17 protein-coding genes, 1 tRNA gene and 1 pseudogene are annotated in these 19257 nt (G+C 32.9%); 7 read left to right on the top strand and 12 right to left on the bottom strand.

Annotated features, from left to right (window positions below):
* Nucleotides 1–605: 605 nt before the first annotated feature.
* The 3 genes from ACNQGH_RS17715 to ACNQGH_RS17705 all read right to left on the bottom strand — a co-directional run bounded on the left by ACNQGH_RS17715 (nucleotide 606) and on the right by ACNQGH_RS17705 (nucleotide 4621).
* Nucleotides 606–3143, bottom strand: coding sequence for a TonB-dependent receptor (locus tag ACNQGH_RS17715; RefSeq protein WP_417957346.1), 2538 nt, complete (start codon nucleotides 3141–3143; stop codon nucleotides 606–608).
* Complete coding sequence (locus ACNQGH_RS17710; protein ID WP_417957345.1) at nucleotides 3130–4044, bottom strand: FecR family protein; 915 nt, start codon at nucleotides 4042–4044, stop codon at nucleotides 3130–3132. Before ACNQGH_RS17710 ends, ACNQGH_RS17715 begins: the two co-directional genes overlap by 14 nt.
* Before the next feature lie 61 nt (nucleotides 4045–4105).
* Nucleotides 4106–4621, bottom strand: coding sequence for an RNA polymerase sigma factor (locus ACNQGH_RS17705; RefSeq protein ID WP_417957344.1), 516 nt, complete (start codon nucleotides 4619–4621; stop codon nucleotides 4106–4108).
* Between the two features lie 258 nt (nucleotides 4622–4879).
* Between ACNQGH_RS17705 and ACNQGH_RS17700 the strand changes: the two genes are divergently transcribed.
* The 3 genes from ACNQGH_RS17700 (at nucleotide 4880) to ACNQGH_RS17690 (ending at nucleotide 7392) form a co-directional block, all read left to right on the top strand.
* Nucleotides 4880–5923 carry a hypothetical protein gene (locus tag ACNQGH_RS17700; RefSeq protein WP_417957343.1) on the top strand — a complete coding sequence of 348 codons (1044 nt, stop codon included), beginning with the start codon at nucleotides 4880–4882 and terminating at the stop codon, nucleotides 5921–5923.
* 92 nt (nucleotides 5924–6015) lie between these two features.
* Complete coding sequence (locus ACNQGH_RS17695) at nucleotides 6016–6786, top strand: membrane metalloprotease (protein ID WP_417957342.1); 771 nt, start codon at nucleotides 6016–6018, stop codon at nucleotides 6784–6786.
* A 24-nt stretch (nucleotides 6787–6810) separates the two neighbouring features.
* Nucleotides 6811–7392 (top strand): porin family protein, encoded by a 582-nt coding sequence (locus ACNQGH_RS17690; RefSeq protein WP_417957340.1) that lies wholly within the window; start codon nucleotides 6811–6813, stop codon nucleotides 7390–7392.
* A 140-nt stretch (nucleotides 7393–7532) separates the two neighbouring features.
* Here ACNQGH_RS17690 and ACNQGH_RS17685 read toward each other — a convergent pair whose 3' ends face one another.
* Nucleotides 7533–8000, bottom strand: a complete 468-nt coding sequence (locus ACNQGH_RS17685) for a hypothetical protein (protein WP_417957339.1) — start codon at nucleotides 7998–8000, stop codon at nucleotides 7533–7535.
* Between the two features lie 336 nt (nucleotides 8001–8336).
* On the opposite strand from ACNQGH_RS17685, the gene ACNQGH_RS17680 reads away from it, so the two are divergent.
* Nucleotides 8337–9824, top strand: a complete 1488-nt coding sequence (locus tag ACNQGH_RS17680) for an aminotransferase class V-fold PLP-dependent enzyme (protein WP_417957338.1) — start codon at nucleotides 8337–8339, stop codon at nucleotides 9822–9824.
* A gap of 102 nt (nucleotides 9825–9926) precedes the next feature.
* Here ACNQGH_RS17680 and ACNQGH_RS17675 read toward each other — a convergent pair whose 3' ends face one another.
* The gene (locus tag ACNQGH_RS17675; protein ID WP_417957337.1) at nucleotides 9927–10796 is read right to left on the bottom strand and encodes a lysophospholipid acyltransferase family protein; all 870 of its coding nucleotides are present in this window, start codon (nucleotides 10794–10796) and stop codon (nucleotides 9927–9929) included.
* A 115-nt stretch (nucleotides 10797–10911) separates the two neighbouring features.
* On the opposite strand from ACNQGH_RS17675, the gene ACNQGH_RS17670 reads away from it, so the two are divergent.
* Both ACNQGH_RS17670 and ACNQGH_RS17665 read left to right on the top strand, forming a co-directional pair.
* Complete coding sequence (locus tag ACNQGH_RS17670; RefSeq protein WP_417957336.1) at nucleotides 10912–11550, top strand: rhomboid family intramembrane serine protease; 639 nt, start codon at nucleotides 10912–10914, stop codon at nucleotides 11548–11550.
* Nucleotides 11551–11604: 54 nt separating this feature from the next.
* Nucleotides 11605–12294, top strand: a complete 690-nt coding sequence (locus ACNQGH_RS17665) for an SIMPL domain-containing protein (RefSeq protein WP_417957335.1) — start codon at nucleotides 11605–11607, stop codon at nucleotides 12292–12294.
* A 124-nt stretch (nucleotides 12295–12418) separates the two neighbouring features.
* Here ACNQGH_RS17665 and ACNQGH_RS17660 read toward each other — a convergent pair.
* From ACNQGH_RS17660 to ACNQGH_RS17640, 5 genes and pseudogenes are all read right to left on the bottom strand, one after another.
* Nucleotides 12419–12499, bottom strand: a tRNA-Tyr gene (locus ACNQGH_RS17660).
* A 173-nt stretch (nucleotides 12500–12672) separates the two neighbouring features.
* A pseudogene (locus tag ACNQGH_RS17655) lies at nucleotides 12673–13059 on the bottom strand (TlpA family protein disulfide reductase); the annotation flags it as partial.
* A gap of 18 nt (nucleotides 13060–13077) precedes the next feature.
* A complete protein-coding gene (locus ACNQGH_RS17650; RefSeq protein ID WP_417957334.1) occupies nucleotides 13078–13851 on the bottom strand; it encodes a DUF4369 domain-containing protein in 774 nt (257 codons plus the stop codon).
* Between the two features lie 462 nt (nucleotides 13852–14313).
* Entirely contained in the window at nucleotides 14314–14754 is a 441-nt protein-coding gene (locus ACNQGH_RS17645; protein WP_143387403.1) for a KTSC domain-containing protein, read from the bottom strand.
* A 176-nt stretch (nucleotides 14755–14930) separates the two neighbouring features.
* Nucleotides 14931–15176, bottom strand: a complete 246-nt coding sequence (locus ACNQGH_RS17640; protein ID WP_035672083.1) for a hypothetical protein — start codon at nucleotides 15174–15176, stop codon at nucleotides 14931–14933.
* 92 nt (nucleotides 15177–15268) lie between these two features.
* Between ACNQGH_RS17640 and ACNQGH_RS17635 the strand changes: the two genes are divergently transcribed.
* Nucleotides 15269–15814 (top strand): hypothetical protein, encoded by a 546-nt coding sequence (locus ACNQGH_RS17635; RefSeq protein WP_417957333.1) that lies wholly within the window; start codon nucleotides 15269–15271, stop codon nucleotides 15812–15814.
* Here the strand turns inward: ACNQGH_RS17635 and ACNQGH_RS17630 are convergent.
* Nucleotides 15811–16206: a response regulator transcription factor gene (locus tag ACNQGH_RS17630; RefSeq protein WP_417957332.1), complete on the bottom strand. Its 396-nt coding sequence runs from the start codon at nucleotides 16204–16206 to the stop codon at nucleotides 15811–15813. The genes ACNQGH_RS17635 and ACNQGH_RS17630 overlap by 4 nt on opposite strands.
* Nucleotides 16203–19040 (bottom strand): PAS domain S-box protein, encoded by a 2838-nt coding sequence (locus ACNQGH_RS17625; RefSeq protein ID WP_417957331.1) that lies wholly within the window; start codon nucleotides 19038–19040, stop codon nucleotides 16203–16205. The genes ACNQGH_RS17630 and ACNQGH_RS17625 overlap by 4 nt, the downstream gene beginning before the upstream one ends.
* Nucleotides 19041–19257: the final 217 nt, after the last annotated feature.

Genomic DNA, 19257 nt, shown 5'->3' with positions numbered 1-19257 from the left:
CTGGTCTCCACTTTCAACTCTTATATTTTAAACTTCGTATGTTAAGAATTCGCCGAAGAACCTTGTAACCGGTTCTTGTTTTATCCTTTTCCAAATGGAAAGGATTTTTAGTAAACAAAATAGCGATTGCAGCTACTGGAAGCATTTCAAGCCTATTGTTTTTGACAAGAAAAAAAGTCTAACAAAAATACGAATATTTAAGATTTAATACGTTGATTGTTAGTTAAATGTGTTTGTTTTTTTTATTTTTATTTAACGGCTTTAGATAAAAAAAAACATTATTAAAACATTGTTAAGTAAAAGGTTTGTATGAAAGTAAATTTAAAAGTAATAAAACAAGTGGTTTTAAATTGAAAATAATAAAGATTGAAATGATGTCAAAGGGAATCAATTTAAGCTCCTAATAATTGGCGCAATCAAATGTGGTGTTTCATTATTACCATTATAGAAAAACAAAAAGTACTGGAGCTCTTGTCCAGGCTATTAAGGAAGATTTATAAGTGGTAATACGGATTAAAAAGAGCGCGTTAAAAAAACAATCCTTTTTAGCGTATAGTACTTTAAAGGGATAGGATTACAGATCAGCTCAACGTTACGATGAAATATTAAAAATTCACTCTGAAACTTATATTTGGCGTTAAGCCAAGTGATTTGTTGTCGACCTGAACGGCATCATTGGTATCATTTGGGTTCACCTTGTAATAACGATTGATGCTGTTCTCCTGATTGGTGGCATTAATTACACCGGCAGTAAAGGAAGCTTTAATGAATTGCGACAGGTTAAAGTTGTAATTTAAGGAAGCGTCTAAACGCATGAAATCAGGTAAATTTTCGCTGTTTGGGGAATCATAATTTACCATGGTGTTATTTCCGTTTTGTATCGTTTCTTTACCCTCAATCGGTTTTGTGTAGGGCTGCCCGTTTCTCCAAATGCCACCAACAGCTATTTTTAGATTTTTAAATATATTGTAATAAAAACCTAAAGATAGGGAATGTCTTATGTCTACATTATTAGGAAAGGTTGAAGGCGTAAAAGTATCAAATTCATAGTCATTTGTACTAAAAGTGTAACTAATCCAAACGCTATAATGATAAGCCGTTTTATTGGCTAAAAATTCCAACCCTTTGGCAGTGTAACTTCCATGAGCAATATCAAACTGAAAACTGTTATAGAAACCCTGATTGGAAGGAGTAATACCATCAACAACTTTATAAAAACCTGTAGCCTCAATATTCAGTTTGTTTTGGTTGAATTCTAAACCAAAAGATCCTTGTTTACTCGTTGCAATTGGGATGTCCTTATCATTGACTAAAACCCAACGTCTTTTTTCGACACCTAAAAAATCATCTTCAAAATCTACAATTTGGGTAGCAGATTGATTTTTAAATTCGCCTTCTAATTTTAAAGCAAATTGATTTGATAATTTTTGTCTGATATTTATTCTTGGTTCCACTAAAAGCTTTTCAAATTTTTGAAAATAATTCAAACGCAATCCAACTCTCAAATAGGTATTATTCTTATTGTATTCAACTTCAGAAAATAAAGCATGATTTAATAAAACATCTTTTTTAGTACTGGAGTAAAATGGATTCCTAACGGTCGTTTGGTTTAACATGCCCGTTTCGTTAAATTGGTAACCAAACAGGAAATTCAGGTTGTCATTTGTTTTATAATAAGTGTTTAGCTTTGTTCCGGTTTCCAGAACTTCATTGGCTTCGGTTAAACGCTGGTCTGTTTCCACCCTGTAATCGCTGGCGTCAATATTGTATCTGGAAAAGTACGTGATAAAGTTTGTGCTTAATTTTGGATTCCATTGTGCTTTCCAGTTTCCTCCATAGCCAATGTTTTTTTGAGATAAGTTGCTGGCTTTAGATTCGGTTTCGTTTGAATTTGTAAGGAGACGTTCTGAATAATCTAAAGCGTTATTGATACCAATAATATTGGCTCTAAATTGATGTTTTTCATTCCAGTCAAAAAGTAATTTAGCCGTATAGTCATAGAAGTAAAAATCAGAAGAAGTATCCTTTCGGTCACTATCCGAACTGATGTCAGTATCCTGAAAACTTCGTTCAAAATATTTAGTATAGGTTGGTGATTTAAACAAATCGGTAATGGAACGACGTCCTGAAATATGTAGTTCTAATTTTTTAGTTATCGGAATTTCAAAAAATGCATCAGCACTTATTAAATTAATTCCTCCGCCTCCGGAAAAAATATTTTTAACATCGTCTTTGGTCTGCATGTTTATCGTACTCGAAACACCATCGCTATATTCAGCACTTGTTCCGTTTTTACTAACGATTACTTTGTTTGTAAGATTGGGGTTGTATGGTGAAATTAATCCAAAGAAGTGACCCGAGTGATACATTTTGATATTGTCCCAAATCACTAAATTTTGATCGTTAGTCCCGCCACGCACATTAATATTAGCAATACTTTCATTAGTACTTTCAACACCAGGAAGTACTTGAATGGATTGCAAAATGTCGGGTTCGATTAATCCGGGAAGAATGCCAAATTTTTTAGTATTTAAAACAGTGCTTCCGTCTAAATATTTTTGTAATCCGGGAGTTAAATAGACATTGATCAAAACCTGATTCAGTTCTTCATTTTTTATGGAAAGAACAATTTCTTTGCAATTATTTTGTGCAGAAAACAATTCATTTGCCGGCATTCGCTTGGATTCAAAACCTAAGTAGGAGATGGTAAATGTTGCATTTATTGGAATATTCTGCAACTTAAACGTACCGTTTTCATCTGTATTTGTAGATCTTCCGATATCATTTACAATTACGGAAGCACCAATAAGAGGGGTCTTTTTTTCGTTGGATAAAACAATTCCGCAAATGGATATTGTTTTGTTTATTATCGAAACGGTAACATATCGATTGTCCAAAGCTTTGAAATTCAAAAGTGTTTTTGAGTTGAGATAATCAATTGTTTCCTGCAGTGTAAATGAAGTATTCGGTTTTTCAATTGCAATGGCAGCTACATCTTCAACAGCATACGAAAACTTAATATTAAATTGTTTTTCTGTGGAAATAATAACTTCGGTTAAAGGAATTTTTTTAGCTGTATTTTGCCCGTAACATATACTTCCAATACAAATTAGCAGCGCAATCAACCATTTATTTGACATCATAGTTGTAAAATATAATGGTTTTACCTTGAATCCTGTAACTTAATTTAAGTGGAATTGTAACTGCCTGGAGCGCTGTTTGTTCATTGGTATGTGTAAAACTTCCTGTAAACAGTTTTGAAGTATCTATGCCTTCTGTTTTAATTTTTATATCGTATTGACGCTCCAGTTCTGCGATTACCTGATCTAACGGAATGCTTTTAAAACTTGATTCTTGCTGTATCCATGAAGGGTTTTGGGCATTAAAATCTTCGATATTTTCAATAGTACCATTGATAACCCGGAATGTTTTCCCAGGAGGTAATTTAACGATTTCATTGTTGTAAGTCACACTCACCAGGCCTTCATAACAATTAACTTCAAAATAGTTTTTGCGTTCTTTTACATTAAACTGGGTTCCTAAAACTTTGACAATTCCGGTAGTTGTATGTACGCTAAAAGTTTGTCCTTTCTTTACTTTAAAAAAAGCTTCTCCTTCTAATGTTAAATCTCTTTTTTTAGACCATTTTTTTTCGTTAAAAGTTAATTTGGAAGCGGCGTTTAGTATCACTTCGGAATGATCTGGCAGCGTAACGGTTTTTGTCTGTGCTATTTGCGTTTCGAAAGCTATAGTATTGTTAAAAAAGAAGAAATAGGCTGCGCTTAACAAAAGAACTAAAACCGCAGCGACTCTATACAATGCCTTAAAGTTTAAAGTGCGGACTTTCGTTTTTCTGTTAGCATGGTTTCGGGCCTTAAATGCTTCTAAGGCTGCGTGTGCATTTACTTTTGGAGTTTCCAATTGCGATGCATAATGAGCAATTTTTTCAAGTGTTTCCAAATCTTCAGATCGTTTCAAATCTTCAATTTCTTCGCTTGAAAGCTCATTATTTAACCATTTTAATATCTCTTTTTCGTTTTTCATTTTATATCTCTATGTTTATAAGACAACTAACTTTTAAATTACCCTACCGCTTCAGGACTACTTATATATTTTCTATTTGGGCTTTTAATATTTGTAGCGCTCCGGACATTCTTTTTTCCACTGTTTTTTGAGAAACAGCAAGTAATTCAGCTATTTCTCTGTATTTTTTTCCATCTATTCGGTTCATTAAAAATACTTCCCGCTGCGCTTCACTTAATGATGCGATGGCTTTTGTAAGTTTTTGTTTGAATTCTTCTTCTTCTAGTAAATATTCGGGACTTTGATTATTGGTATCTAAATTGGGTGTTTCTTTTGCATACCGCAATACAACTTTTTGATGCTTTATGTTATTGAGAAACAAATTATTGATACTGGTAAATAAATAGGTTTTTACTTTACTGAAGTCGATTTTGGAACAGTTCTCCCAAATTTTAGTAAATGCATCCTGTACCAAATCTAAGGCAGCTTCATCGTCGCCACATTTGTAAAAAGCAAAATTATTTGCTGATTGCACGTGCTTTAGGTAAAAATCTCTAAAGTGATTTTCTTCGCAAAGTTTACTGTTTTCGTCGCTCATCTAGTAGTAATTCGTTTTTCCGTAGGTTGTAAAAGTAAATTATTTTTTCAAAAAGCAAGTGGGTAAATTATAATTGTCTTTTCATAAAAAATATTTCAAAAGTTAATTTATTGATTTGTAGGTTTTTGTGAATTTATTTGTAAAATTTTATATTTTTTTTAAAATTTAGGTAGGGTAAAAAGCAAGCGAGTTGTCTTACTAACAGAAAGCGTAGAAAACATCGCTGGTACATATAAAAATACATTAAATTTGAAAATTATGAAAAAATTAAAAATTATTACAGGAATTGCAATGATGGCTATCTTAGGATTTACATCATGCCAAAGTGAAATAGAGGACGTACAAGGAGAAAATCCAAATACAAATTCTGCTAACTCAACTACAACAAGCAATCTGAAACGTACCTCGATGTACGATGGTTCATTTGATGATTTTTTAGACGGAGCCTCATGTTCTTCCATTTTATTACCGGTTACCGCTAAGGTAAATGGTGTTCAGGTTTCCATTTTAACCCAAGTGGATTATCAACAAGTTATTTCTATTTTGGGACAGTTTAATAATGACCAGGATGCAGTAGTGTTACAATTTCCTTTACGAGTTAGATTAAGTAATTATACAGAGGCCACTGTTAGTAACCAAACGGAATATAATGCTATTCTTAATGCATGTACATCAGCGGAAGCTTCTGGTCAAGATGCCATTTCGTCTGTAAATATTAGCTTCCCAATCACAATTTTAACCTATAATTTGAGTTTACAACAAACAGGAAATATTGTCATTACGTCCGAACAACAATTATATACGTACATGTCTAGTGTAAGCAGCACTGAATTGTTTTCAGTAAAGTATCCAATTTCTGTGACTATTAACGATGGAACGAAAACAGCTCTTTCAAGTGATGCTGAATTGCAAGCAACGATTACCGCATCTCTAAAGACAGAAGCAGCAATGGCAGAAGCAGTTCAAAATTCGAAGAAATTAGAAACGATCTTGGTTAACGGTAAGTTTAAAGTAGATTCATTTGTAAGTACAGGAGTGAACTCAGCAACAAATTACAAAGATTTCACGATAGATTTTGCAAATAATTTATCAGTAACTGCAGTAAATTTATTGAATACAACTGTAAACGGTACTTATGCCGTAAGGTCGGAATTAAATGTTTTTGTAAAATTGAATTTTTCTGAAAATGCTACGTTTACGCTATTGAATAATAATTGGAAAGTAACAAGTTTTACCGCTTCGACAATATCGTTACAAAGTACAACCAATGCAGCGGTTACATTAGTATTAAAACAAATATAGGGCTACATCTTAGTTGGTACTTTTTAAAAGGACAGCTGCTGAATAAGATGTAGCTGTTCTTTAAAAATAAACATATAACACAAAAGAGAATAATGAAAAAAGTAATTGCAATGCTAACAATGGGTTTCGTCCTGTTGGTGTCCTGTTCAAAAGATGATGCTCCTGATACTGGTGACACTATAAATCCTGTCACTAATAAACAAACAACCGGAAGTTCTTCGAACGATTTATTATCGGATAAAAAGTTTAAAAGCATGGTTATAGAAGTCGTTTATGTACAAGGCTTTGAGCCATCAACAACCGCGATTAATAATTTTGTCTCTTTTCTTGATTCAAGAACCTATAAACCAAGTGGAATAAGTATTGTAAAAAGAGCCATTCCATCAACAGGGAAAGCAACTTTTACTGACCAGGAAATTGTAGCGATAGAAGACGCTAACCGAACAAAATTCAACACATCGAATCAGATTGCGGTTTGGGTCTTTTTTACCGATGGAAAATCATCAACTGACACCAGTACTGCAGTTGTTTTAGGTACAGCATACAGAAATACTTCCATAGTTATTTATGAGCAAACCGTTCAGGGTTTGAGCGACAGCCCATTTGAACCTAATAGAAGTTTATTAGAAACAACGGTCATTTCGCATGAATTAGGGCATATCCTGGGACTTACCAATTTAGGAGCAACATTACAAAGTAATCATGAAGATACTACCCATCCCAAACATTGCAATGTAGAAAATTGCTTAATGTATTGGTCATCTGAAACGGGAAAGGGAATTTCAAATATGGTTTCCACAGGTTCGACACCACAACTGGATGCACAATGCATTGCTGATCTTCGAGCCAATGGAGGAAAATAATTTAATAAAAAATCAGAAAATTTTATGAAAAAGAGGAATTTGACACTAGCATTATTTTTGGGAATAGTATTCTCGATAAATGCGCAAATGAAAACAACACATAAATCGAATGGAGGAATAAAAGGGGGATATACTTTAGCTGCAGTAAGTTTTGACGGAGAAGCAGAAACAGAACAACGACATAGCTTTCATATAGGTGTTTATGGGGAGGAATTTATAAGTGAAAGCTTTTCTATTCAACCTGAATTGCTGTATTCTCAGCAGGGATATGTAATTACAAGCAGTAGTGGGACTTTTACCCAAAAGCTGAATTACATCAATTTACCGCTAATGCTTAAAGCCTATCCTTCCCAAAACTTCTTTTTAGAAGCAGGGCCACAAATTGGAGTGGCTGTTTCGCACAAAGAAGAATATGATGGGCTTTTTAGTGGTTCGCAAGATTACGATCCTAATAATTTTGATTGGGGAGTTAATTTTGGAGGAGGTTTTAAAACCAATTCCGGAGTCAGTTTAGGCGTACGTTACCATTTAGGTTTAGGAGATTTATATGATGACGGGAAAGCAAAAAACAGAGTTTGGCAATTTTCCGTAGGTTTTGATTTATAAAGTTGAAAATAAGAAAATAAAAGCGTCAGCCCTATCAATCCACTATTTTTAAAAACAATAACCCTTTCAGAGTGAAGTGCTTCGAAAGGGTTATTGTTTTAATTTTGCTTTTGTAGCTTATATGCTACGTACTATTTCTATCATAATTCGGACCCGGCTTTAGGACTGTATTTAATACGTTCTAAATAGAGCTCAATGTTAATTTTTAATTTAGTGATACGGGAATAGTTATTTTTGTTTAAAGCGATGCAAACTAAGATAATTGCGGCAGTTAGGGAAATAACCACACCGAATGCAGCGAAAAGAGTAAAGGATAATACAGCGACAACAAGAGCGCATAGTAACCCAAATATTTTTATTGATTTTTCAGGATTTGACTGGGCAGTATTAATTTCTATAATTTTAGGTAATTGCTGTAGTAGTGGGGTAATATCGGGTTCATAAATTTCATTTTTTTTTAAATCAGCAATCAAATCCTCAACAGTTTTTATTTTTTTATTTTTAGAATAGAGGTAAGGGAATATCTCATTGATAAAATTTTGATTTCTTAAATCTTGAATATTTCCAATCAACATTTTAACTTCGTCGGGTATATCTTTCCTGATCAAGATTTCCTTTTTTAAGGCGCCAAAGGACAGTGTTGTTAATGAATCGACATTTTTATAAATATATTGGGTTAATTCTTCTTCAGAGAAGGAATGTAATTTTTTCTCCGGAATGATACGGTTATCCATGATAAAATGTGGTATTAATTTATAAAAGAGATAAATATTTCTATATCTTTTACAAAAGTATTTCCTTTGTTTTGTATTACTTTACGGGAAACCTCAATGGAAGTGAAATTAGTGGAAATTCATAAAAATGGAAGTGATATTCGGAAATAACAAGCCGCTAAATTCTCAATTTCATAAAATAATAATATCTTTGAATCAAATTAAAGCATAATGACTACAATCGAAACGCCAACACAATTAGAACTTTACTTCCAAAAGTTTCGTCAGAATATAATAGGAATTAACCAAGAGTTTGAATCGCCTTACGGAAAAAAACAAATTATTTATACGGATTGGACAGCAAGTGGACGGTTGTATCGTCCTATTGAAGAAAAGTTAATGAATGAGTTTGGTCCTTTTGTAGCCAATACCCATACTGAAACTACGGTTTCGGGAACAGCAATGACTAAAGCATACCATCAGGCGCGACACATTATTAAACAGCATGTTAATGCCAATGCCGACGATGTTTTAATTACGGATGGTACAGGAATGACTGGTGTTGTCAATAAATTTCAACGAATTTTGGGATTAAAGGTACCGGAAAACCTAAAGGATTTCATCACGATTCCCGCCGAAAAGAAACCGATTGTGTTTATTTCGCATATGGAACATCATTCCAATCAGACGTCATGGCTGGAAACGATTGCTGATGTTGCCGTCATTCCATCCAGTGAAGATGGATTATTTAGCATAGAAAATCTGGAACTTTTATTAGAAAAGTATAAGGAGCGAAGTTTTAAAATTGCTTCCATCACTTCTTGCTCGAATGTTACCGGAATTAAAACGCCTTATCACCAGGTTGCTAAAATTATGCATCAACATAACGGACTTTGTTTTGTTGATTTTGCCTGTTCAGGTCCCTATGTGAAAATAGACATGCATCCGGAAGATTCCGAAAGTTATTTGGATGCAATTTTCTTTTCACCTCATAAATTTCTAGGCGGACCAGGCACTTCCGGTGTTTTGGTTTTTAATAAAAAATTATACCAAAACCTGATTCCGGATAACCCTGGAGGAGGGACGGTAAGTTGGACAAATCCCTGGGGCGAACACAAATACATCGATAATATTGAAGATAGGGAAGATGGAGGGACGCCAGGTTTTCTTCAGGTGATAAAAACCGCTTTGGTGATTCAGTTGAAGGAACAAATGGGGATTGAAAATATTTTGAACAGGGAACATGAAATCGTTACTGTTGTTTTCGAATCACTTGGAAACATCCCAAATATTAAAATTCTGGCAGGTCAGCATCGGGATAGGTTAGGAGTGATTTCTTTTTTTATAGAAGACTTACATTTCAATTTGGGTGTAAAGCTATTGAATGATAAATTCGGAATCCAAACGCGCGGCGGTTGCAGTTGTGCCGGAACGTATGGTCATTTTTTATTGCATGTGGACCAGGAAACTTCCCATAAATTAATTGACGAAATTACGCTGGGTGATTTAATAAGAAAACCGGGTTGGATTAGAATGTCTATTCATCCCACAACCACAAATGCTGAAATTGAATTTGTTTGCAATGGAATTAACGCCTTGGCTAAAAACCATAAAAAATGGGCTTTAGACTACAATTACAATTCAGCTACAAATGAATTCGTGCATAAAGATGTACAGCCTTTAGAAGATGAATTGGTGAAAGAGTGGTTTTCATTATAAGAAACTGAGGTGTTTCGGAACTAAATAATTTGACAATAAAAAATCACTTATTCAAAAACAATGCGTTTTTCAATAGGTGATTTTTTATTTTTTTTCGGACCGCTATCTTCTATGCTTCCATCTTTTATGGGTCCAAAAGTAATATTCCGGAGCTTCAAGGATTTGTTTTTCAACTTCCTGAATATAAGCATGTGTAATTTCAAAATTAGGAATTGAGTTAGGATTGTCACTAATAGGAATTATGGTAAGCTCATAGTAACCTCTTTTTACCTTTTTTACTTTTGCAAAAACAACAGTCATGTCGTATTTTTTTGCTAACATTTCAGGCCCTGTATGTACAGGTACTTCAATACCCATAAAGCGATCCCAATGAAATATTCTGTCCGCTTTTGGGGATTGATCACTGGCTAATCCATATACGCAAAGAATATTGTTTTTTTGATTGTGTGCAATCAGTGGTATTGTTTTATTTGTGGGAACTAATTCGGTATTGTATTTTGATCGGATGTCTCTAACGAGTTTATCAAAATATTTATTGGCTAATTTTTTGTAAACACCTATACCCTGGTACCCTATTTTTTGGTTAAGGGTAATCAACCATTCCCAGCTTGCATAATGAGAGGCAATAAGCATAATGCTTTTTCCTTTTTTTTCATATTCTTTAATGACTTCCAAATTTGTTATTACAAATCTTTTGTTCATTTCTTCGGATGAAATAGTCATGGTCTTGATCATTTCCATAAACATATCACATAAATGGTGATATGATTTTTTTTCGATAGTAAGGCGCTCTTCATCATTGAGATGTGGTAATGCAAGGGCTAGATTTGCCCGAACTACTTTTTTTCGATACCCAATGATGTAATATACTAAAAAGTACACCGCATCTGACAACCCATAAAAAATACGAAATGGAAGAATAGAAACGATCCAAAGAAAGGGGTAAGCAATAATAAAAACAAGAAATTGCATGCAAAAATTTTTTTTGCAAATATAAGGTAAAAATGAACATCGAGATAAATTTTGACCAGTTACTGTGTCTGCATTTGAGAATGACTATATTTACAATTCACAATAAATACACTTTATGAATACCTTTTTAATCGCAATAATTGTTGTAAATGTTTTAATTAGTTACAAGGGTTTTAATGATCTTATCTTTTTTAGAAAATATGAATTTCATGTAGGGAGTATTCGTGCAGGCGAACAAATAAGAATGTTGTCATCGGGTTTTCTTCATGCTGATTTACCCCATCTGATTTTTAACATGCTTACTCTTTATTTCTTTGCACCGGTAGTAATTGGATTTTTGGGTGATTTATCGTTTGTATTGATTTATTTTGGAAGTTTAATTTTTGGAAGTCTATTAACAATGATTTTTCACAAAAATCAATACAATTACAGAGCTGTTGGAGCATCTGGGGCCGTAACCGGAGTTTTGTATTCGGCAATATTATTACAGCCGGATATGATGCTGGGTATCTTTTTTGTTATTCCAATTCCCGCCTATCTTTTCGGAATCCTTTATTTATTATATTCTATCTATGGAATGAAGGCTAAGAATGATAATATTGGACATACGGCCCATTTTGGCGGCGCTGTTGGCGGTTATCTGATTACACTTATCAAAGAGCCTCAATTGTTCGTAGATCACACTTTAATGGTCGTATTATTAGCAATTCCAATAGTTATTCTTTTTGTTATGGAAAAAACGGGAAAACTATAATGGCATAAATTTTGGAAGAGAATTACAACAAAAAACACTTAAATTAGTATCATAATGAAAAAAGCAGTACTATTTCTATCTATCATGTTTATGACTATGTCTTACGCACAAGAAATTAAACAGGTTCCTCAAATTAGCGTAAACGGGGAGGGCAAGGTAAAGGTTGTTCCGGATCAGGCTACCATATTGGCAACAATTGAAACAAAAGGAAATAATGCCAAAGACGTTAAAAAACAAAATGATCTAAAGACGGAAGCGGTTTTAAAGTTTATAAAAAAAATGAACTTAGATCCGGCGGATTATAAAACCCAACGTGTTGCTCTAAATCCAGAATACGATTATGAAAAAAAGAAGCATAATTATAACGCTACACAAACAATCGAAATTCTGTTGAAAGATTTATCAAAATATGATGAATTGATGGAAGGGCTGGTAGATGAAGGGATCAATAGAATTGACAACGTTACCTTTCAATCTTCAAAATTGGCGCAGTATCAATCTGAGGCCAGAAAACTAGCTATGAAAGAAGCTAAATTAAAAGCAGAGGATTATGTTTCGGTTTTAGGTCAGAAAGTGGGTCGTGCTATGACGATAGCTGACAATTCACAAACGTATTACCCACAGCCGATTCGTTTTGCGGCCATGAAAATGGAAATGAGCGATGCTGCAGCACCAAGAGAAACACTTGCAGTAGGAGAAATTACTATTACGTCTAATGTAAGTGTGAGTTTTATTTTAGAATAAAAAAACAAAATTATAAATAGAAAAATCCCATCTCACTTTTAGGCTGAGATGGGATTTTTTGATTCTTAAATAAGACTATTATTTATACATAAAAAAAACTCTTCAATTGCTTGAAGAGTTTTAGTGGGGAGAGCAGGATTCGAACCTGCGAAGTTTACACAGCAGATTTACAGTCTGCCCTCGTTGGCCGCTTGAGTATCTCCCCAAGACTCAATAAGGATTGCTTATCGTGCTAACCGGGTGCAAATATATAAACTGTTTTGAAGTTTCCAAACTATATTTAAACTTAATTTTAGTATTATTTTTAAAGTATTGGTATTGAATAAAATAAAAAAATCTCCACTAGGGAGATTTTTTGTTTTATTCAATTGAAGCAGCTTATTTTGCTAAAAGCGCTATGATTTTTGCTCTTAATTCGTCGCCTCTTAAATCTTGTGCTACTACATTTCCTGATGCATCAAGAATAAAAGTAGCAGGAATAGATTGCACTTTATATTGTGCAGCTATTGGCTCATCCCAAAATTTTAAATTGGAAACATGGTTCCAAGTCAATTTGTCTTTTGCAATCGCATCTTTCCACGCTTTAGCATCTTTATCTAGAGATACGCCAACAATGTTAAGCCCTTTTGAATGTAACTCTTTATAAATAGCCACTACATTTGGATTTTCTCTACGGCAAGGACCACACCAGGAAGCCCAAAAATCAACTATTGTAACTTTTCCTAAACATTCTTTCAGAGAAATTACTTTCCCTTCAGGATTAGGACCTGAAAAATCAGCTCTTCATTTAGTTTCAGCAGTTGGAGCAGTTGGAGCTTGTACAGGAGCTGCAGCTCCTACAGTTTTTCTTTCAGCAAGTTTAGCTTTAATGGCTTTACCAGGTTTTGTGCTTTTTAATGATTCCTCTAAGCTATTGTATAATTTTTCAGATTTTGTAAGATCTGTACTTGGGTCATTAAGCATTCCCTGGATAATTAAAGCAGAAATGAATGCTTTTGGGTGCGATTCAGCATATGCTACGTATTTAGCTTTTGAAGCTGTACCAACTTCTTCCTGAATTTTAGAAAACTCTTTCATCAATCCATTGATAACAACAGTATCTTTGGTTTGCTGAGCAGTATTCATCGCTTGCATGTTTTTAGTCTGAAAATCGATTAATTTCTTTTGAACCTTAGTAATTTCCTCATTGAAAGTTACGTACTCGTCATTGTTATAAGTTCCAGAAACTTTTGATTTTTGGATGCTGTCTTTGTTGATAACAATTGCGATTTCACCGGTCTCTAAAATAAAAGGTATTTTTGTCTGTGCTCCTTCAAGTTGTAAAGTATGGAAAGAAGGCTCCGTTACTTTTCCTTTAATTTCAAATTTACCATTTTCAACTTTTACAGTGTCAATAGCAATTAATCCCATTCCATTTTCATTCGGAGTTTCCAGGATTATTGTTTTACCATTTTCAATTCCTGTTGCAGTCCCTGAAATGATGTATTCATCTTTGCCAACTTTGCTACAAGAAATTAAAACAACAGTAGCCGAAAGTAATAAAATTATTTTTTTCATTATTAATTAGTTAATTAAGTTAAGTGTGCAAAAGTATTTAAAATTATAAATTATAAATAATTTTACACCCTAAATTTTTGTTATAATTTTCTATTCTTAATAGTGTGTCAGAGTATATTTTATTTGAGATTCTTTTTATTTACAAAAATCGGAAGAAAGCGTATTTATTTTTTTAAAGCAGTCGCCGGTCAGAAAAGTATGGAATTAGTGGTTTTGAAAGTGATTTCGAACAAGGGTATGAAGAAGGTATTTTAATCTGAATTCCTTCTAGTTTCGGGAGTATCTGATCTGAAAATTATGCTTATCCATCAAAAAAAAGGGGGTTAGGAAGCGGTAGTAGTTTGTTTTGTTAATTTTCATCCTCGTTTTGTAGGTATAAGATCGCCCCCTTTTTAAATGGTTTAAAATAAAAAAGCACCCTTTTTGAAGGGTGCTTAAGTGTTTTTTATTCTTTTGAAAAAATTAATCTTGATTGATTGTTTTTCTCCATGTAAAAGAATTAAGAATATGTCTTTTTGCAAATCTACCAGGAGAATCCGCATTCACCATTTTTACGTAAGTTGCTTTAGGAACACTAATGTATTCGTAAACGCTTCCGTTTGAAAAATTGATAATTAATCTACCCTCAACGAATTTATAATCTGAAATTGTAGCAGTTGCTATTGTTTCAGTATATTCAGGTAAGTTTTGTTTAAGAGTTTCAGGATTGATACTTACCAAAAAGTGATAAGCTTCAATAATTTTTTTACTGTTTTCCTCTGCAGCTTTTAATCCTTCGTCATTTCCTTGAAATTTGTCAGGATGCGCTTCTTTCATCGCATTACGATAAATCGTTTTTAATTCTTTAAGCTCAGCAGTTTTGTCTACATTTAGCAGTTTGCGGTATTCAACTATTTTTTTCATAAATAAAGGTAACTACTTGTCTTTTAATATAAAATCAATATAATTTGATTTCTAAATCAACAAATTTTTTGCAAAGGTACACTTTTTTTTAAATTTTTAGTTTGTGACAAAAAAATATTAAAAAAAAAGAACTTTAATTCTATTTTTTTTTGTTAAAAAAGGAAGATATAAAGGTACTACTGTTGTGGTTTATTATTGGCTTTATCAAAATTTTTAGACTTTTTCGGATATTTATTATAACTGATATCGCTTGGGTTTTCAATTATTGATTTAATTGTGATCCAATCACCAACAGTATGTTTTTGGGCCATTTTATAGTCTAAAAGATATTCACCACAAAAAAAGTTGTTGTTTTCATCTTTTTCCATAATTCCGGTGTAAACACCTTTTTGTAACATTCTTTCTTCAGAAGCTTTGGTCATAATCAATTTATTTTATAATAATTCTAGTTGGCAAAGTTAATCAAATATTACTTGTCGTGCTATGTTTTAGACTTTCTGATTATCTTTGTTCGATGGAAAAAATATTTCGTCCTAACCCCAATTCCTTCAAAAATACTTTTTGTGTCTTTTATGAAGAGCCTTTGAATAGCCTTAATGGATTAGAACTTCAATATGACAGTAAATCGGGGAGCAAATATTATTATACTAAAGCAGGGATGTATCGTTTGTCTAATCATTGGGGGCGGCTGGCAAACAGTAAATGGCGTTTAGAGCCTTTGGAACCCGAAACCGAGTCTAAAATAAAGCTGGGTTTTGCCCCATGGACTAATTTCTATGCTGATAATGCAGTGGAAGAATTATATTATTTGGAAGTAAATTATATAAAACAAACCGTCAATTACCAACATAAAAACAATCCGAAATATGACAATAAGGCCCTACTTCGGACGAGTTTTGATACCGCTAAACGAATTAAGCAAATTCGAAATTTATTTATATTGACATCCTGGGCTAAATATTTTGATTATGATGATTTGGATGCCTTACGCGAACAAATAATAAATGAACTGATTTTTACCAATAAAACTTTAGAAGAAATAAAAAGAAAACTCCTTTAATCATTAGATGCAATCATAATTAAATCATGGGTCGTGATTGGCTTAGATAAATAGCCTAATATATCTGGATAGGTTTTTGATTTATTTTTATCTTCTACAGCAATAGACGAACTTACTATATAGATAATAATTTGTTTGTTTATTTGCGGTTTCAACACTCCCATTTCTTCCATGAATTCCCAGCCATCCATAATTGGCATATTAATGTCTAATAAAACAATATCAGGAAGTAATTCAATATTTTTCAGTGAATTTTGTAGGGCTTCAATAGCATCTTTTCCATTTTTGAATGCGGAAATTACCGAAAACATTTCAGATCTTTGGATGATTTTGTTAACGATGATTTGGTAAATAGCATCATCGTCTATTACCCAGATTATTTTTTTTGTCATTGAATATAAATTTTAAATGTCGTCCCTATATTAGGTTCACTTTCCACAGTTATATTTCCACCCATGGCATCAATTTGATTTTTTGTTATAAATAGACCAATGCCTTTTGAATCGACATTGTTGGTGAATGTTTTGTACATTCCGAAAATTTTATCCGCATTTCTGACCAGGTCAATCCCAACTCCATTATCAGAAATTTGAAGTACTTTCATATCATTTTCCACCGACCATTTTATTATTATAGTTGGTTTACGTTCCGGATGGCTGTATCGAATAGAGTTAGAAATAATATTGTAAAGTATACTCTCCAGATAGGCTGGATTATAATTTATGATCACATCCTTTGTCATGATCGTAGAAATAGAAACCTCTTTAGAGGTTATTTGTTCGTTAAGTACATTTTGGACTGTATTGATGTAGTATTGCAAGTTTAAAGGTTCAGAAACTAAACCAATGTTATTGCGAATATTGATGACCTCGTTCAAATGAAACATTGTTTCGTTAAGTGAATTAGAGACCGATTTCAATAATTGCATCATCTGTTCTTTTTCTTCCTCTGATTCGGAAGATTCAATTAAATTCATGATCGATGCAATGTTGCTGGTATGTGATCTTAAATTATGGGAAACAATATAGGAGAAATTAAGGAGTCTTTTGTTTTGCTCGGTTACTAAATTGAAGGAATTATTTAAATCTTTTTCAGCTTCTTTAGTTTTACTGATGTCAATCATGATTCCTCTCAAACTTACTGCTTTACCATTTTCAAAAACAATATTTACAATATCTCTCAGCCAAACAACTGTTTCGTTTTTAGCAACCATTCGGTATTCAAAATCATGATTTAAATTGGCATCAGTTTGAAACTTACAATAATTTTGGACCCATTCTTTGTCTTCAGAATAAATGTGGTCTGCCCAAAAAGTATGGTTTGACAACCATTCTTCCGGGGTATAGCCCAGTATGGATTCTACTTTTTTACTGATAAAAGTAAACGAAAAGCTTTCAATATCGCATTCCCAAACAATTCCGTCAATTGTATTAATAAGCGACTCTACTCTTTGTTTTGTATCGAGAATGATTTTTTCGGTGGCTCTGCGCTGCGTAATGTCCTCTGTAGAGACAATAATTCGTTCGAATGTTTTTCTGTAGCCTCGAATTACATTCCATCTTAAATTAACGTCGCGATATTCTCCCTCAGCATTTTTTATTCTGGAGTCTATAATAAATTGTTTTTTGCCTTGGGTAATTGCAATTAAATGTTCAATGAAATCATCCTTAGATTTTAAATCAAGGAGATTGGATCTGTTATTGATTAATTCTTCTTTGGTTTTGACCTTATGAAGCTTAAGGCATGCATTATTAACATTAATTAATTTAACTAATGAATTGCATTTATCCACTACCTCTGGAGTACTATAAAAGTAGTCAGTAACTATTGCTTTATTTTCATCGATTAGATTTAACTCCTGAAGGTAATTTTTAACTTCAGAAAAATCTTCTTCTCTTAAAGGCAATGGGGAGTCGTCAAATAAACTCTTAAATCGTGTTTCTGTTTTTTTAATCCGTTCTTCAGTTTCTTTTTTTAATGAAATGTCTTCGACAATTGCAATATGAGAGGTTGCCTTTTCATTTATTTTCCACAGCGGAGATACGGTAAGATTGATCCATATTGTCTTTCCTGACTTTGTTAAATATCTTTTTTCCAGTGCATACGATCTAATTTGTCCTTTCCTTAGTTTTTCTAAACTCGTTAAATCTTCTTCTAAATCATCCGGGTGCGTAACAGATTGAAAATTTTTCATTTTCATTTCCTGCTGTGAATAGCCTAGTAAGTGGCAATATTGTTTATTAATTTCAATGAAATTGCCAGAAAAAGAATCTATATAGGCGATTCCTACAGCTGCCTGATCAAAAATAGCTTCAAACTTTATCTCAGAATTCAAAAGTTTCTTGGTCTGGGTGTTTACTAAAGACTGTAATTCTTCGCGTATTTTTAAAAGATTGAATATTAAAATGCCAAAAAGTGCGGCCAAAATAAGTCCAATAATTGCTGGAATTAAAATCTGGTAATACAGATAATTTTGATGTTTTGATATGAGGTATAATTTCCAGTCTCCATCAGGAATGTAGGTAGCGATATTGTATTTTTTAGAAAAATCACTTTTATTTGGTAAATAAAAAATTTCCTTTTGATTGTCAGTATCGTTTTTTGAAAACTGAAAATAGTATTTTGAATCATCAATGTTGTTAATTCCTGAAGATTTTAATAGGCTTTGCAGTTTAATAACAACAGCTGAAAACCCCCAAAATTGATTGTTCCGAAAAACAGGAAACCGACCTACAATTCCAACGCCTCCTTGTTTTAATTTTAATGGACCGGCAAAGTACATTTTTTTGCTTGCCACTGATTTTAATGCTTCTTTAAGATACGGATCTGTCAGAATATTTAAATTGATTGCCGCTTCATTGCCTTTTATTGGATAAATGTATTTTATTATCCCTTTGGGAACCAATTGAACGGCGCTAATGCTAGTATTTGATTCCATCAATTTTTTTCCTACATAATCAAAATTTTCAGGAACGCCATTGTCATTAATTGTCAGCGCTAACGTTAACGTAGTTGTATAGCAGTTTTTAAGAGACTGTTCTATGTTTTGATTGACAACATGAAGGATCGTATTCATTTCTTTTTGCTCACCTTCTTTTATAAGTTCATACTGTTGCAAGACAATAAAACAGGCTATGTAGCTTAGTAATAGGAACGTAATGAACCCTGTGGTTTTTGGTCTGTTTAAGAACCAGCTGATGAATTTAGGGTTTTTTTTATGATCCATTTGCGCTATTTGCAAGATTGAGGAAGCTTAGTTGTTTAGGAAATAAATATATAAAAAAAATAGTATAACAGCATAATGTTTTCATATTATAGTCATATTCTTAGTTTTTAAGCTGTTAAAATGTTTTTTTATAATAAATAATGCTTATTGGGATATCATATTTGAGATGAAAACCAGTAATTGCAAAAAAAACAGTCTCTTCTTGCAATGAATTTTT

This window comes from Flavobacterium kochi (assembly GCF_048286715.1).
GTDB lineage: Bacteria > Bacteroidota > Bacteroidia > Flavobacteriales > Flavobacteriaceae > Flavobacterium.
Note: the sequence above shows the minus strand (reverse complement) of the source record. Positions and strands in the feature narration are given on the sequence as shown.